Origin of the sequence: Providencia sp. PROV061, from assembly GCF_011045655.1 — a bacterium.
Lineage (GTDB): Bacteria > Pseudomonadota > Gammaproteobacteria > Enterobacterales > Enterobacteriaceae > Providencia > Providencia hangzhouensis.
Genome location: NZ_CP042861.1, coordinates 1271553 through 1287878, shown reverse-complemented (window position 1 = coordinate 1287878; position 16326 = coordinate 1271553). Strand labels below are relative to the sequence as shown.

Annotated in this window: 15 protein-coding genes; 11 read left to right on the top strand and 4 right to left on the bottom strand. The window is 42.5% G+C overall.

The window, feature by feature from the left end:
• The first annotated feature begins 34 nt into the window (after positions 1-34).
• The 4 genes from FVA72_RS05705 (at position 35) to FVA72_RS05690 (ending at position 3205) form a co-directional block, all read left to right on the top strand.
• The gene (locus FVA72_RS05705) at positions 35-838 is read left to right on the top strand and encodes an SDR family oxidoreductase (RefSeq protein WP_004260306.1); all 804 of its coding nucleotides are present in this window, start codon (positions 35-37) and stop codon (positions 836-838) included.
• 75 nt (positions 839-913) lie between these two features.
• Positions 914-1771, top strand: coding sequence for a co-chaperone YbbN (locus FVA72_RS05700; protein WP_094960978.1), 858 nt, complete (start codon positions 914-916; stop codon positions 1769-1771).
• 13 nt (positions 1772-1784) lie between these two features.
• Positions 1785-2729: an SPFH domain-containing protein gene (locus tag FVA72_RS05695; RefSeq protein WP_094960977.1), complete on the top strand. Its 945-nt coding sequence runs from the start codon at positions 1785-1787 to the stop codon at positions 2727-2729.
• Positions 2726-3205: an NfeD family protein gene (locus FVA72_RS05690; protein ID WP_110592241.1), complete on the top strand. Its 480-nt coding sequence runs from the start codon at positions 2726-2728 to the stop codon at positions 3203-3205. The genes FVA72_RS05695 and FVA72_RS05690 overlap by 4 nt, the downstream gene beginning before the upstream one ends.
• Here the strand turns inward: FVA72_RS05690 and cueR are convergent.
• The gene (gene cueR, locus FVA72_RS05685; RefSeq protein ID WP_096863259.1) at positions 3159-3569 is read right to left on the bottom strand and encodes a Cu(I)-responsive transcriptional regulator; all 411 of its coding nucleotides are present in this window, start codon (positions 3567-3569) and stop codon (positions 3159-3161) included. The genes FVA72_RS05690 and cueR overlap by 47 nt on opposite strands.
• A gap of 119 nt (positions 3570-3688) precedes the next feature.
• On the opposite strand from cueR, the gene copA reads away from it, so the two are divergent.
• The 4 genes from copA to ybaK all read left to right on the top strand — a co-directional run bounded on the left by copA (position 3689) and on the right by ybaK (position 8830).
• The gene (gene copA, locus FVA72_RS05680; protein ID WP_110592242.1) at positions 3689-6622 is read left to right on the top strand and encodes a copper-exporting P-type ATPase CopA; all 2934 of its coding nucleotides are present in this window, start codon (positions 3689-3691) and stop codon (positions 6620-6622) included.
• A 183-nt stretch (positions 6623-6805) separates the two neighbouring features.
• On the top strand, positions 6806-7387 hold the full coding sequence (locus FVA72_RS05675; RefSeq protein WP_004260329.1) for an HdeD family acid-resistance protein: 582 nt from the start codon (positions 6806-6808) through the stop codon (positions 7385-7387).
• A 147-nt stretch (positions 7388-7534) separates the two neighbouring features.
• A complete protein-coding gene (locus tag FVA72_RS05670) occupies positions 7535-8335 on the top strand; it encodes a TraB/GumN family protein (protein WP_110592243.1) in 801 nt (266 codons plus the stop codon).
• Between the two features lie 21 nt (positions 8336-8356).
• Positions 8357-8830, top strand: a complete 474-nt coding sequence (gene ybaK, locus FVA72_RS05665; RefSeq protein ID WP_004260336.1) for a Cys-tRNA(Pro)/Cys-tRNA(Cys) deacylase YbaK — start codon at positions 8357-8359, stop codon at positions 8828-8830.
• A gap of 97 nt (positions 8831-8927) precedes the next feature.
• On the opposite strand, the gene ushA is transcribed toward ybaK, so the two are convergent.
• Positions 8928-10592 (bottom strand): bifunctional UDP-sugar hydrolase/5'-nucleotidase UshA, encoded by a 1665-nt coding sequence (gene ushA / locus FVA72_RS05660; RefSeq protein WP_096863262.1) that lies wholly within the window; start codon positions 10590-10592, stop codon positions 8928-8930.
• A 258-nt stretch (positions 10593-10850) separates the two neighbouring features.
• On the opposite strand from ushA, the gene FVA72_RS05655 reads away from it, so the two are divergent.
• The 3 genes from FVA72_RS05655 (at position 10851) to FVA72_RS05645 (ending at position 15014) form a co-directional block, all read left to right on the top strand.
• Positions 10851-12074: an MFS transporter gene (locus FVA72_RS05655; RefSeq protein WP_004260347.1), complete on the top strand. Its 1224-nt coding sequence runs from the start codon at positions 10851-10853 to the stop codon at positions 12072-12074.
• A 286-nt stretch (positions 12075-12360) separates the two neighbouring features.
• Complete coding sequence (gene ybaL / locus FVA72_RS05650) at positions 12361-14109, top strand: YbaL family putative K(+) efflux transporter (RefSeq protein ID WP_094960970.1); 1749 nt, start codon at positions 12361-12363, stop codon at positions 14107-14109.
• A 113-nt stretch (positions 14110-14222) separates the two neighbouring features.
• The gene (locus FVA72_RS05645) at positions 14223-15014 is read left to right on the top strand and encodes an RHS repeat domain-containing protein (RefSeq protein WP_110592244.1); all 792 of its coding nucleotides are present in this window, start codon (positions 14223-14225) and stop codon (positions 15012-15014) included.
• Positions 15015-15080: 66 nt separating this feature from the next.
• Here FVA72_RS05645 and FVA72_RS05640 read toward each other — a convergent pair whose 3' ends face one another.
• The gene (locus FVA72_RS05640) at positions 15081-15431 is read right to left on the bottom strand and encodes a DUF1937 family protein (RefSeq protein ID WP_036958284.1); all 351 of its coding nucleotides are present in this window, start codon (positions 15429-15431) and stop codon (positions 15081-15083) included.
• A 110-nt stretch (positions 15432-15541) separates the two neighbouring features.
• Positions 15542-16318, bottom strand: a complete 777-nt coding sequence (locus FVA72_RS05635; RefSeq protein ID WP_004260363.1) for a DeoR/GlpR family DNA-binding transcription regulator — start codon at positions 16316-16318, stop codon at positions 15542-15544.
• Between the last annotated feature and the right edge of the window lie 8 nt (positions 16319-16326).

Here is a 16326-nt window from a genome sequence, read left to right as displayed (position 1 = left end):
AATAGATTCAGTTGCATGAAACCAAGGTAAAGTTATGCAAACATCGGCACGAAACAAAAAATCAGTCCTGGTCACAGGAGCATCAAGCGGTATTGGCTTTTGTGCTGCACAGACACTTCGGCAGCGTGGCTACCATGTTATTGTTGCCTGCCGTAAAGAAAGCGATATTTTACGCCTAAAAGAGCTAGGTTATGACACTGTCTCCCTTGACCTCGATAATAAGGATAGCATAGAAACCGCGGCTCAAACGGTGTTAACACTCTGTAATCACCGCCTTTTCGGATTATTCAACAACGCTGGTTTTGGGGTGTATGGCCCATTAAATAGCGTCAGCCGCGAACAACTTGAAGCCCAGTTTTCCACTAACTTTTTTGGTGTTCATCAGTTAACTTTTTTGCTATTACCTGCAATGCTAGCGCACCATGAAGGGCGAATTATCCAGACTAGTTCAGTGATGGGCGTTATTTCAACTCCCGGACGTGGCGCTTATGCTGCCAGCAAATACGCACTGGAAGCATGGTCCGATGCACTACGCTTAGAATTGGCAGGAACAGGGGTGAAAGTGAGCTTGATTGAACCGGGCCCGATTCATACGGCTTTTACTCAAAATGTTGAACAAACACAAAAAGATAAACCCGTTAAAAACCCAGGTATTGCTTCACGTTTCACCTTAACACCAGAACATGTGGTAGAAAAACTGATCCATGCGTTAGAAAGCTCGCGCCCAAAAGTACGCTATTCTGTCACGTTATTAACCGTCGCAGTGCGTATCTTAAAACGTATTTTACCTGACAAAATAATGGATAAAATACTGGCAAATCAGGGGAAAAAAGCTTGAAAAAAGCAAAATCAGCCCCATTTTATTACTATTGCTCACAAATTCTATTGATAACAAATTCAAAAGAGACTTCTTATGTTTGCTAACGCTCAGATAATTGATATTAACGAAACCAACCTACACCAAGTCATTGAACAATCAATGAACTTACCTGTCATGTTTTACTTTTGGTCACCGCGTAGCCCTCATTGCCAAGATTTCGGTACCATGTTGGAAAAAATTGCCAACGACTACGCAGGGTCATTTATTTTAGCTAAAGTTAATTGTGATGAAGAACAAATGATCGCAAGCCAGTTTGGCTTAAAAGCGATCCCTACTGTGTATGTATTACAAAATGGCCGCCCTGTTGATGGCTTTGAAGGACCACAACCAGAAGAGGTGGTGTTGGAAATTTTATCTCGTGTGCTGCCAAGCCCAGAAGAAATGAAAGCAGCACAAGCTGCTGAATTAATTGCAGAAGGTAAAACACAAGAAGCGCTGCCATTGTTAAAAGAAGCGCATCAGTTGAACCCCAAAAATAGCGACATCACGTTATTATTGGCAGAAACACAAATCGGTTTAAATCTCGTTGATGACGCACAAGCTACTTTAGAAGCTGTCCCATTACAGGATAAAGACAGTCGTTACCAAGGTTTAATCGCACAAATTGAATTATTGAAGCAAGCTGCGGACACCCCTGAAATTCAGCAATTACAAGATGAATTCAATCAAGATCCACAAAATACAACGTTAGCGGTTCAATTAGCCCTAAAACTGCATGAGGTGAACCGCAACGAAGAAGCGCTGGAAATGTTATTCGGCTTTTTACGTACCGACTTGGGTGCGGGTGACGGCGCAGTAAGAAAAACCATGATGGATATTATGTCGGCAATGGGAACCGGTGATGCAATTGCCAGTAAATACCGTCGCCAAGTATATTCATTACTTTACTAATTAAGGGTTAAATATGGACTTGTTCGCCTTTGGTGCAATACCGATTATCATTTTTGTCGCTGTCGTTATTGTTTTTACCTGTGTTAAAACAGTACCGCAAGGCTTTCAATGGACCGTTGAGCGCTTCGGTCGCTATACCCGTACGTTGCAACCCGGCTTACATATTATTGTCCCATTTATGGACAAAATTGGCCGTCGCATCAATATGATGGAACAAGTCCTTGATATCCCATCTCAAGAAGTTATTTCTCGCGATAATGCCAACGTCACTATTGATGCTGTCTGCTTTATCCAAGTCGTTGACCCAGTACGTGCAGCCTATGAGGTTAGCAACCTTGAGCTTTCGGTATTGAATTTAACCATGACAAATATTCGTACCGTATTAGGTTCCATGGAACTAGACGAAATGTTGTCACAACGTGATTCCATTAATAGCCGCTTGTTGCACGTGGTGGATGAAGCAACCAACCCTTGGGGGGTCAAAATTACCCGTATCGAAATTCGTGATGTGAAGCCACCAAAAGAATTGATTAGTGCGATGAATGCGCAGATGAAGGCTGAACGTACTAAACGTGCCGATATTCTTGAGGCCGAGGGGATCCGCCAAGCGGCAATTTTAAAAGCTGAAGGTGAAAAACAGTCACAAATTCTCAAAGCCGAAGGGGAACGCCAGTCGGCATTTTTACAAGCCGAAGCGCGTGAAAGAGCCGCGGAAGCGGAAGCAAAAGCGACACGAATGGTATCTGAAGCTATCGCCGCTGGTGATATGCAGGCTATTAATTACTTTGTGGCGCAAAAATACACCGATGCACTGACCAGTATTGGTTCTGCCGAAAACAGCAAAGTCATCATGATGCCATTAGAAGCCAGTAATTTAATGGGCGCAATTGGTGGGATTACTGAGCTAATCGGCGAAAGCAAGAAAACCAGTGCCATGAAAAAGCAGGTAAAAGAATGATAGAGCTTATCAGTGCTCAACCCGCATGGTTTTGGCTGTGCCTTGGTGGGCTATTGCTGATTGGTGAACTTCTTGGTACCGCAGGCTATCTTTTATGGTCGGGTATTGCTGCGGTGCTTGTTGGGGTTATCGCTTGGGCACTGCCATTTATCGGTTGGGAGTGGCAAGGGATTTTATTTGCCATTTTTACCGTTGTCTCTGCTGTGTTATGGCGCAACTGGTTGAGGAATAAGCAAAAAAATAAGGCAGATAACGTCAACCAAATTAGCCATCAACTCATCGGTGTTAAAAGCCGTTTGTTGTCAGATACTGAAGAAGGATTTAGCCGTGTACGCCTTGCAGATGGCAGTTGGCGTGTCTATAGCGACACGCCATTAAGTGCCAATACAGAAGTGGTGGTCATCGCAGTAGACGGCATCACCTTGCAGGTTAAGCCTTCGCATGATGACAACACCCACGTGCCAAGTGGTCAATAATTGGGCAATCTGCACCATCATCCCCAGGGCATACGTCCACGAGCTCTTGTAATGTATCTCTAATGGCAGACAATTTAACAATTGTCTGCTCTATTTCATTTATCTTAGCTATCGTTGTCGTCTTTACATCAGCACTATGTCTGGTTGGATCACGAAATAAACCTAATAGCTCGCCACATTCATCCAAGGTAAAACCCACATCTTTTGCCTGTTTAAGCAATACGAGTTCGTTTAAATGACGCTCCTGATAATAACGGTAGCTATTTTCCCCTCTTTCAGGCGGTGTAATTAGCCCTTTGTCTTCATAAAAACGAATAGCTTTTGCAGTTAGGCCCGTTTTTTTGGCAATTTCACTAATATTCATAATTCCTCTTGACCTTAACCTTGCTGGAAGGTGTAACCTTTGTTCATTGTCGAATTATAGACCTAATTGTAGATAAAGTTATAGACCCAATACATCGAACGGGTTTTGGAGGCTGCAAAATGAGTAACATGATTATTTTAAAATTACAGGGGCTAAGCTGCATGCACTGTGTCGGCTCAGTCACTAAAGCGCTCGAAGGGCGCGGTGATGTCACTAACTTAAAAGTCACTATCGATTATGCCGTGATGGAAAGTGATGCCAATGTGGCTGATTTAATTAAAACCATCGTTGACGCAGGTTATGAAGCTGAAGTGGCTACAACCCCAGATATCGAATTACAACTTTCTGGCCTCAATTGTATGAAATGTGCGGGTAAAACACAAAAAGCACTCGAAGAGGTTGACGGTGTCGCCACTGCTGTTGTCGATACGACTAGCGCCAAGGTATATGGCACTGCGGATGCGCAAACGTTAATCGCTGCCGTTCAACAAGCTGGCTACAATGCAGAACTGGCTCAAACAAAAGCGATCACTTTAGCCCTTTCGGGTCTAACTTGCATGAAATGTGCCGCTAAAACACAGCAGGCGCTAGAAGCGGTTGATGGTGTTGAAAGCGCAACTGTCGATACCCAAACCGCTGTTGTTCGTGGTACGGCCTCCGTAGACGCCTTAATTGCTGCGGTTCAAGCCGCTGGCTACCAAGCCACTGAGAATGAATCTCACCCAAAAACTGAGCCGCTGAGTACCACAACTGAACAGCCGGAAGCTGATTCAGCGGCAATCTGTGAGATCCCGGCACAAGAGTCTGATTTAGGTGAACAGCCTGAAATTAGCCCAATGGATGACAGCATACAGTTACTGCTCGATGGCATGACCTGTGCCAGTTGTGTCAACAAAGTCCAGAAAGCCTTAAATAGTGTACCGGGCGTTGAAAATGCACGAGTCAACTTAGCTGAGCGCAGTGCTTTAGTCACCGGAACTGCTGAACCAAATGATTTAATCGACGCGGTTGTCAAAGCAGGCTATGGCGCGGAGATCATTCAAGATGAAGCCAAACGCCGTGAGCGCCAACAAGAAGTCGCGCAAGCCAATATGCGCCGCTTCCGCTGGCAATCTGCATTAGCTCTTGCCCTTGGTATCCCTGTGATGGTATGGGGGATGATGGGCGATAACATGGTGCTGACTGAGCAAAACCATACCATTTGGCTCACCATTGGTGCATTAACCCTTGCGGTAATGGTATTTGCAGGGGGGCACTTTTATCGTAATGCATGGCAAAGCCTGAAAAATGGCAGCGCCACTATGGATACCTTAGTTGCGTTAGGAACAGGAGCGGCTTGGCTTTATTCGATTGTGGTGAATATTTGGCCTGAGTTATTCCCAGACCAAGCTCGCCACCTTTATTATGAAGCCAGTGCTATGATCATCGGTCTTATTAACCTTGGTCATGCCCTAGAACAGCGAGCTCGCCAACGTTCATCAAAAGCCCTTGAACGCTTGCTAGACCTAACACCGCCAACTGCCCGTGTTGTCACAGAGCAAGGCGAAGTGGATATGCCACTGGAGCAAGTCAAAAAAGGGATGGTTTTACGCTTAGCAACTGGTGACCGTGTCCCTGTTGATGGTGAAATTATCGAAGGCGAGGTTTGGTTAGACGAAGCCATGCTAACGGGTGAGCCAATCCCACAGCAAAAAAGCAAAGGGGATCAAGTCCATGCAGGTACTGTGGTACAGGATGGTACCGTGCTATTTCGTGCCGCGGCTGTCGGTAGCCAAACGACTTTAGCTCGAATTATTCACCTTGTTCGCCAAGCACAAAGTAGTAAACCACAAATTGGCCAGCTTGCTGACCGTATTTCTGCCGTCTTTGTGCCGATTGTAGTAGCTATCGCCTTAATTTCAGGTGCAATTTGGTACTTTGTTGGGCCTGCACCACAGATTACTTACGCACTCGTTATCACCACAACCGTGTTAATTATTGCGTGCCCTTGTGCGCTTGGCCTTGCAACACCAATGTCGATTATTTCTGGCGTGGGCCGAGCGGCTGAGTTTGGCGTGTTAGTACGGGATGCGGATGCATTACAGCAAGCCAGTGAGTTAGATACCATTGTCTTTGATAAAACAGGCACATTGACTGAAGGCATGCCTCAAGTTACGGATATCCACGTGTTTAATGGGTTCGAACAAGACACCGCCTTACAATTTGCCGCTTCATTGGAAAATGGCTCTAATCACCCACTTGCCCGCGCTGTTTTAAATCGCGCAAAAGGCTTAACACTACCCGCTAATGAGCAGTTTAGAACCTTAGCTGGGTTAGGTATTAGTGCAATAATTAACGGCCAAACTATTTTGTTAGGTAACCAAAAACTGTTAGCGCAAAATAATGTTGATACCCGTGACGTTGAAGAAACATTACACCAGCAAGCCACTCAAGGCGTAACGCCTGTTTTACTGGCTGTTGATGGTAAAGTTGCCGCGCTGTTATCTATCCGTGACCCATTGCGTGAAGATAGCATAAGCGCACTGGCGCGGTTACATAAACAAGGTTTCCGATTAGTCATGTTAACCGGGGATAACCCAGTAACTGCCAATGCGATAGCCAAAGAAGCGGGTATTGATGAGGTAATAGCAGGCGTCATGCCAGACGGTAAATCCGCCGCGATTGAAGCCTTACAAGCTAAAGGCCACAAAGTTGCGATGGTGGGTGATGGTATCAATGATGCCCCTGCTCTAGCCCGAGCTGATGTAGGTATTGCGATGGGCGGCGGCAGTGATATCGCTATTGAAACGGCATCGATTACCCTGATGCGCCAAAGCTTACATGGTGTAGCCGATGCAGTGTCTATTTCGAAAGGAACACTGCGTAATATGAAGCAAAACTTATTTGGGGCCTTTGTTTACAATACCTTAGGTATCCCAATTGCCGCGGGTATTTTATACCCAATTACCGGGACTTTACTTAACCCTGTCGTTGCAGGCGCAGCAATGGCTTTATCATCCATTACCGTGGTCAGTAACGCAAACCGCTTATTACGCTTTAAACCTGAGAAATAATACCCAAAAAGGGAGGAACATGAGTTCCTCCCTTTTTAATGATGAATGCTGTTCATATCGAAACCTTGTCACCACAATACTTCATTTTCTTACTAAGTAAAAATCGCATTATTTTTTATGTCATTAATATCAAGCTAAGCCTATACTTATAAATAGTTAGTTACTTAATATTTGGAGTACAAAATGCTTAATATTGATCGTGAAAAACTCGCCAAACTTGCAGGCGAAGAGTTTAAAAAGCAACGTACCTTTTTGGTGATCTTATCCATTTTACTGTTGGCTGGTGGAATTTTTTGCATTATCAACCCAATGATTTCAGGCATTGCCGTTAGTACCGTACTTGGGGTGCTCCTGATTATTGGGGGCGTTGGCGCGATTGTAAGCATTCTAAGTACCGTGATCTATACCGGTTGGTCTCGGTTATTTGGTTTTGTTATTGGCCTTATCTATATCATTGTCGGCTACTCGTTTATTAAAGACCCGTTACAAAGTTTGGTAGCTTTGGCTATTTTAGTGGCGGCTTTATTTATCGTGGGTGGGGTCATTCGGCTGTATGTCGGCTTCCAACAAATTAGCTCAGCGGGTGGCTGGTTACAAATCATCATTGGGCTGTTAGATTTCTTTATTGCCTATTTGCTTATCGGTAATGGCCCAATTACATCAATTACCTTACTGACAACCCTAATTGGTATCGAAATGGTGTTTAGTTCCTTTAGTTTGTTCACGTTACTCAGTGTATTTAAAGGTATCAGTAAAAATAATTAACCCTACCATGCCCCTTTAACAGGGGCATTTTTTCACCTCCACGATGTCATCAACCTGCTAAAAAATGCGCAATTCGCGATGAGTATTCGCAAATTGCGGCTAGATTGTTTAACCTAATAAAATGAGAGATAACACAGGGACGAAATCGTGGGTAAACTGTTCGAAAATTTAAAAAATTGGCTTCATACGCAAACCGCTCCGGCTTACCCTTACCCTGCCATTGATATTCGGCTATCAAAAAATCTTAAATTGCACGTTGTGGGTAGCATCCATATGGGAACAGAAAATATGTTTCCTTTGTCTGCCACATTATTAGATAAACTTAATCTCGCAGATGCCTTGATCGTTGAGGCGGATATCACTGAAACTCACTCCCCATTTCCTAGCGATACCACCGAACTTCTCCCTGTCGAACAACGACTCACTCTTGATGAATATCACCTTTTTCAACAATATTGCTTAGAGCTCCGCCAATCCCCCGAACGCTTTGATGCCTTACCCTCATGGCAAATCGCCCTGATTTTGCAAGCAACCCAAGCCCAAGAACTCGGGCTTAGAGGCCACTACGGTATTGACTACCAACTTATCCGTAATGCGCAATCACAACTCAAACCAATTATTGAACTAGAAGGAACCGCCTCTCAAGTTGAATTGCTGCTTTCTTTGCCTAATAATGGGTTAGCGTTATTACAAGACTCATTGAAACACTGGCGTGAAAACGCGCGCTCGCTACAAACGATGATAGGCTGGTGGCTAGACTACCAACCCAATAATCGTACCGCTTTACCCAATACCTTTAGCGAAGATATTTACCAAGTATTGATGAAGCAACGAAACGCGAATTGGAGCGAACAACTTAGGTCACTTCCTGATGGTAACTATGTGGTTGCCGTTGGTGCGTTGCACCTGTTTGGTGAAAATAGTCTGGTAGAATATTTGCGAAACTAAGTCATAAATAGAAGGCTCAAAATGACCCCAGCCGTTAAATTACTCGAAAAACAAAAAATTTCCTTCACTTTACATCCTTATGACCACGACCCAAATGAAAGTAACTTTGGTGATGAAGCAGTACAAAAACTTGGGTTAGATGCCAAGCAAGTGTTTAAAACCTTGTTAGTCGCACTCAATGGCGATCAAAAAACGTTAGCCGTGGCCGTAACACCTGTTTCAGGGCAATTAGATTTAAAACAGGTTGCCAAAGTGTTTAAGGTCAAAAAAGTTGAAATGGCGGACCCACAAATCGCTCAAAAAACAACGGGATATTTGCTTGGGGGAATTAGCCCATTAGGTCAAAAAAAACGCTTACCAACAGTAATTGACGACCAAGCTCAGCAATATGCCACTATGTTTGTTTCAGGTGGGAAACGTGGGCTAGATATTGAACTTGCTCCTACCGATCTCGCCAAAGTGCTGAATGCAACCTTCGCTGAAATACGAAAATAGCATTACACTTTGATGGCATTGAGGATTATTGGATAGTATTAAACTAAAAAGCCCCACTGTGAAATAAAGTGAGGCTTTCAAGGTAATAATGATTTAATTATTTATTATTATAAATAATTTCACCTTTTGGCTCATAGTCTGCCGCTTTCAGCGGGGAGTGTTTTTCAATATACCCTTTGAGCACTTCCGCATCGACAAAGCCGGTATTAACGTAATTAGGGTGGTTGTCAATTTTCGGGTAACCGTCCCCACCAATTGCATTAAAATTCAACGTTGCCATACGATACGTTTTGGCCGGGTCAACAGGCTTCCCATCAATTTTGACATCACTAATCGTGCCATCTTTATTCAGGGTTAAATTCACATTGTAGAACTGACCATACGCGCCTGCATCTGGTTTCATATTCGCAACCGCAGTCAGGTATGGGATAACCTCATCACCTTTGAAGTCCACATAAACTAACTCATTGGCAAACGGTTGAACCTTAAGCACATCTTTATAAGTGATATCGCCACTTTCAATGGAATCACGAACACCGCCACCGCTCATAATCGCGAAATCAGCCCCTGCGCGTTCTTTTTGTGCAGCTAACAGAAGATGCCCCATATTGGTTTGCACAAAACGCACTTTACTGCGATCACCTTCAAGTTTACCTTCAACAGAGCCCACTTTAACACTCAATTGCTTGTCACCTTTTTCTTGATAAGGTGTCAGTAATTTCATCATGTCAGGGTTATGAGCAATTTCTTGCGTATAGTAAACTCGCTCGCTAGTCCCATCTTCTTTTGTGACTTTTTTCTTCAAGTTAATTGGGATTAACTGGTAGTGCTTCAGGGTAAACTTACCGTTTTTAAATTCAAAATCCGCACGGCCAACATATTTACCCCATTCATGGGCTTGCACAATCCAAGTTCCATTTTGGTTATCTGGCGCACACGGTGTACCGGGTACATAGTCTTCCTGTTTGTAGTTTTTCTTTTCTTGAGACATACAAACAGGGTCTTGTGAGTGACCACCCACTATCATATCTAAATAACCAGCAGGTAAACTGCGTGCCATTTCTACATCGCCTGGGGCATTCGAACCATGGTTGCCATCATCATAATGCCCCATATGGGTTGCGGCGATGATAATGTCTGGTTTTTCTGTCGCACGGAGCTCTTCAACCACTTTTTTGGCTTCGTCCGCAGGCACACGGAATTCGACATCAGGGAAGTTGGCAGGGTTACCAATACGCACGGTGTCATCAGTGGTTAAACCCATAACCGCAATTTTTACACCTTGTTTATCAAAGATTTGGTAAGGTTTGAAAAGGCGTTTACCTGTACTGGTTTGATAAATATTGGCGGATAAAAACGGAAAAGTTGCCCATTTTTCTTGCTGACGCAGCGTTTCAAGTGGGTTATCAAACTCGTGGTTTCCTAATGCCATTGCATCGTAACCGACTAAGTTCATTCCTTTAAAATCAGGTTCTGCATCTTGTAAATCAGACTCTGGTACACCGGTATTAATATCGCCACCAGAGAGCAGTAAAACACTGCCACCTTGCTTAGCAACTTCGTCACGAATTTCATCAACTACCGTTTTTTGCGCTGCTAAACCATATTCACCGTGGTCGTTGTGCCAAAAGTGGCCATGATGGTCATTGGTATGCAAAATGGTAATATTGTATGTTTTGTCTTTTTCCCACGCATTTGCCATAGTTGCGGGTATTAACGCTAACGATACCGTTAATGCGCATGCCTTAAATGCAAACTTCATACATTTCTCCCTGCTGGTATAGGAATTTTTATACAGTCATATTAGATTATAGTTTGTCACTACCTGCTGTCTTATAGCATAAAAATATGAGCAGGATTTGATACCTATTGCAGAATAAGAAATTCGTTTCATAAAAATGAGATCGCCATCAAATAATTAACGAGCACTAGTTATTCACGTGATTTATTTATTCATTTAAATAAATTGTATTTCAGTTATATTAATAACAATTATGTAACACAAAAAGTTGATAATGACATGAGTGAGCAAACCACAACCCCCAACAACCCAAGCCCGTCAAAGCCATTAAATAAAACAGGGAAAACGGTCTTTAGTATCCTAACTGCGATCAGTGTTTCTCATTTACTCAATGACATGATCCAGTCACTGATCTTAGCCATTTATCCTTTATTACAATCTGATTTCTCATTGAGTTTTGCCCAAATCGGGATGATTACCCTTACTTATCAGATTACCGCATCACTGTTGCAACCGATTATTGGCTACTATACGGACAAACATCCACAACCTTATTCCTTGCCAATAGGAATGAGCTTCACGCTAACGGGGTTAATCTTGTTAGCGATGGCAGAAACCTTCCCGACCATATTACTTGCAGCAGCATTGGTTGGAACTGGTTCTTCTGTCTTCCATCCTGAATCTTCTCGTGTTGCTCGTATGGCTTCAGGGGGTCGTCATGGTCTGGCACAATCATTTTTCCAAGTCGGAGGCAACTTGGGCGCCTCCCTTGGGCCACTACTTGCAGCACTAATTATTGAACCCTACGGAAAAGGCAATATTGGCTGGTTCTCGCTCGCTGCTCTGCTTGCAATTGTTATCTTGTTGCAAGTCAGTAGCTGGTACAAACAACAACACCGCGCAGCAAGTAAAAAGCCGATCAGTGCAGGGAATGTTAAAGTCCTACCACGAAAAACAATTATTGGCTCTTTGGCAGTACTGTTAATTCTGATTTTTTCAAAATATTTCTATTTGGCAAGTATCAGTAGCTATTACACCTTTTATTTGATCGATAAGTTCGGTGTTTCTGTACAAAATGCTCAGATTCATTTGTTTGTTTTCTTATTTGCCGTTGCCGCAGGTACTATGATTGGTGGGCCAATAGGTGACAAAATAGGACGTAAATACGTTATTTGGTTCTCAATCCTTGGAGTTGCGCCATTTACCTTAATTTTACCCTATGCATCTCTTTATTGGACTGGGGTGCTTACCGTAATTATTGGTATGATTTTAGCCTCTGCATTTTCGGCTATTTTAGTCTACGCACAAGAGCTGATCCCTGGTAAAACCGGCATGGTATCAGGGTTGTTCTTTGGGTTAGCATTCGGCATGGGGGGCGTTGGCGCTGCCGTTTTAGGCCATATCGCAGACCAGACCAGTATTGAACAAGTTTATCATTATTGTGCTTTCTTACCCTTACTTGGGATTTTTACAGTATTGCTGCCAAATATTGGCAAAAAATAGATTTATTTTCTTATTTTACCCATACTTACCTAAAAATAAGTATGGGTCTTTCCTTCCATAATTCAGATTAATTTCAGATAAAAATCTCACAAACACACAGCTTGTAACGATTTAGCTCCTTTAACCTGTCTTTTTTTTAAAAACATTTCATTTTTTTAAGGAAATTTATCTCAAAAAAAGTTAGAATATAAAAACATGCAATTTGCATTTTAAAATGAAGGCCTCATTTTAAAAGTCAACGGCATGTACCCACCTTTCTATTTTTATATTCACCAGAGGAGACTAAATGGAGCATTCAACGCCCTTAATCACAACCATTGTTGGTGGTCTCGCCCTTGCATATTTGTTAGGTATGATCGCGCAGCGATTAAAAATTTCCCCTTTAGTTGGCTATCTTGCGGCCGGTGTTCTCGCAGGCCCATTTACCCCCGGCTTTGTTGCTGATGCAGCATTGGCGCCTGAACTTGCTGAAATCGGTGTTATCTTACTGATGTTTGGGGTAGGCCTACATTTTTCATTAAAAGATTTACTTGCTGTTAAAGCTATCGCCATTCCTGGAGCCATTGCACAAATCGCAGTGGCAACCTTACTGGGTCTTGGCCTGTCCATGTTATTTGGCTGGGGAATATTTACAGGTGTTGTATTCGGCCTGTGTTTATCAACCGCCAGTACCGTCGTATTACTACGTGCTTTAGAAGAACGCCAACTGATTGAAAGTCAGCGTGGGCAAATTGCTATAGGCTGGCTGATTGTTGAAGACCTCGCCATGGTCTTAACACTTGTTCTTCTGCCTGCTGCTGCGGCTATCATGAACACCGATGACGCTAGCTTCAGTGAACTCACGTTAGGCCTTGCATGGACAATAGGTAAAGTTGTTCTATTCATATTTATTATGATTGTCGTGGGGCGTAAAGTTATCCCATGGATTTTATCACGTACCGCATCAACAGGTTCTCGTGAACTGTTTACTCTTGCCGTACTAGCACTTGCATTGGGTATTGCCTATGCCGCTGTGGCTATTTTCGATGCCTCATTTGCCCTCGGTGCGTTCTTCGCAGGGATGGTATTAAATGAGTCTGAGCTCAGCCACCGTGCTGCACAAGACACGCTGCCATTACGCGATGCCTTTGCCGTCCTGTTCTTTGTCTCAGTTGGGATGCTGTTCGACCCAGTGGTATTAATTGAGCAACCGCTAGGGATTTTAGCCGTTCTCGCCATTATCATTATTGGTAAATCCGCAGCCGCCTTAGTACTTGTTAGGATGTTTGGTCATTCACGACGAACTGCATTAACCATTTCTGTTAGTCTTGCACAAATTGGTGAGTTTGCCTTTATCTTAGCCGGTATGGGTTTAACCCTAGGCGTCATGGATAAAGATGCACAAAACCTAGTGTTAGCAGGTGCAATTGTCTCGATTATGCTAAATCCTGTGTTATTTAGCTTATTAGATAAGTACCTTGAGAAAACCGAGACAATCGAAGAACAACTGCTGGAAGAGACTCTGGAAGAAGAAACCCAAGTTCCTGTCGATATCTGCGGCCACGCAATCATTGTCGGTTATGGTCGAGTAGGTGGTATGCTTGCAGACAAACTGCGTAGAAGGGAAATTCCGGTTGTTGTTGTTGAAGATACCCGCGCTCGGTTTGAAGAACTTGCTGAAAATGGCTTTAGTGCAATTTTAGGTAATGGCGCAAATAAAGATATCATTAGCCTTGCGCGTATTGAATGTGCCAAAACATTGCTTTTAACAATCCCTAATGGTTATGAAGCTGGTGAAATTGTCGCAACCGCAAAAGAAATGAACCCAGATGTCACTGTGATTGTTCGTGCCCATTATGATGATGAAGTCAGCTTTATCAAAGAACGTGGAGCAGACCATATCATTATTGGTGAACATGAGATTGCTAAATCCATGGCGACTCTCATGTGCAATGATGTGGAAGAGTTCGGTTGTTCAATCGATGATTTTATTGATAATGACAATAAAAAAGTTGAAGGCAAAAACTTAGATGAATATCTAAAACCTAGCCACTAAACACCGCCCTATCTTTAAAGCCGTAGCCTTTGGGTTACGGCTTTTTTACGCAAACTTTTTACTCATCTATTAGGTAGTATTCCGTAAATATAAATCACCTAGGAACTTACCGAATGAAAAAAACGTTCTTATTTCCCCTATTAACCTTGCTTGCTTCATCTGCTTATGCAGCTGAAAACTGTAGTGATGAACAACGGAATATGCATCGTGACAACTTGCATTTGATGATACAAAAAATCGTTTATGGCCCTGTCAAAACAATTAAATCTATAAACTATAACTCGGTTCCTAAAGGCTCATCGTTAGACACTAAAACAATTGAAATGATATTTTTACCTTGTGGTGAACTGGAAAGCTATCAAAGTGAATCAAAATGGTTTTTAAATGGAGAGCTCTTCTCATCACTGAAAAGAACAATCCAGAAAAAACCAGTTTATACAATGGTGAACCTGATTTCATTCGACCAACCCGTGCAGAATATGGAAAGCAAGTTCACTTTTGAACAAGACCCATCAGGCAAAATATCAGAAATCAGAACTCAAGACCAAGCAGGCAAAGCCTATACTGTCACAGCTAAGTATAAAAATGACAAAATAGATTCGACAAAAGGTTTTTTTGAAGGGACAGAGGTGTTTTACCAATATTCCTATGATGACCAAGGTAGGTTAGCCGCTATTCATGGCAATTCAGGGCGTGATACTCGCCAATTTACTTATGACTCTGATGGCTTTTTTCAGAAAGAAACACGGGCAATTAAAATTGATACTGATGAAATAACTACCACCATTGAATGTCTCGAAACTGATAAATATGGTAATTGCTTAACTGAAACAGTAACCAATTCACATAGTAGCCAGCCAACCCCTTTAATTGAGACGTTTAAATACCAGTACCAGTACTATTAATTTGTATTCCATGAAAAATCCATGACGATAAAACGTCATGGATCATCAAGAAACTATAAATAAGCGTTATTCTGCCATTTGTACTTTGAACTCATCCCCTGTCCAAACCGGCAACCCTTGGTCTTTAAAAAACTGAATTTCCGCTGCAACACCACCGCTCTTTTCCCAGCCTGGCAATGTCAGCACAATTAAACCATCACAGCGCTTTAGAAATTCCATATCAATAGAAGACCATGCGACTTTTTGCCCCTGTGAGGCCAAGTATTGGTTAATTGGATGGGTCATCGTGATTTGGCTATAAGTAGCGATACCTTTAAGCGCAAGTTCTGCTGCAAATTTAGTACATTCAGCAAAGCGCATTTCTACGACACTGCTATCGGGGTCTGAATAAGGGCAAGCAATAAAATAGAGGCTCATAATCATTCCTAGTATTGGCGTTAATCAAATTTTGGGTAAAGTAACCCTATGAGAAATAATTAAATATATTTCATAGGGAGTGTTTATAATTAAATGATAAAAATTAAAGCTTATTCAACATCCGCAACAATAATTTTCGTTTTAGGATGTTTTTTATTTTCAGGTAATTTAAATTCTTTGCTGGTTGTCACCAAATAATCAATATTGTCCCAACTCGTCACAAAATTAATCGCATGCTTATTAGCCTTTGTGCCATCCGCTAACACCATTAATTTATCGCTGTTTTCCATCATCTTTTGCGCAATTGCGGCTTCATCGACGTGCTGATCCATCACACCATGCAATGCATGTATCGCCCCTGCCCCAATCACTGCGTAATCTGCAAAAAACTCAGCAATATTTTTTAGCGCAATAGCACCTAAGCATGCGTTTTGTGCGGCGTTAAATTGCCCACCAATCAAAATTGTTTCGATAGTTACGTTTTCTTGTAACGTATTTGCCAATAAAGGCGAATTCGTAATAACCGTTAAATTATCAATCAACTTGATTCTTTGGCTAAATTCAAAGGTCGTCGTGCCAAAATCGATAAACAATGTGTCTCCGGGTTTAATCAGCTCCGCGGCTTTCGCTGCAATCGCTTTTTTCTCATCAACCGCGGCTTGGGCTCTTTCCGTAAAATTACGTTCAAATTTTGACTGAATGTTTACGGCTCCACCATGGACTTTTTTTAGTAACTTTTGTGTTTCAAGTTTACTAAGGTCACGACGGATAGTTTCTTGCGCAACATTAAAATGTTTAGCAAGCTCCTGTACGTAAACCTGCCCTTGAGTAGAAAGTAACTCAATGATGGTTTGATGACGTACTTTTGAGGAACGTCCCTCACACATAGTTTAAT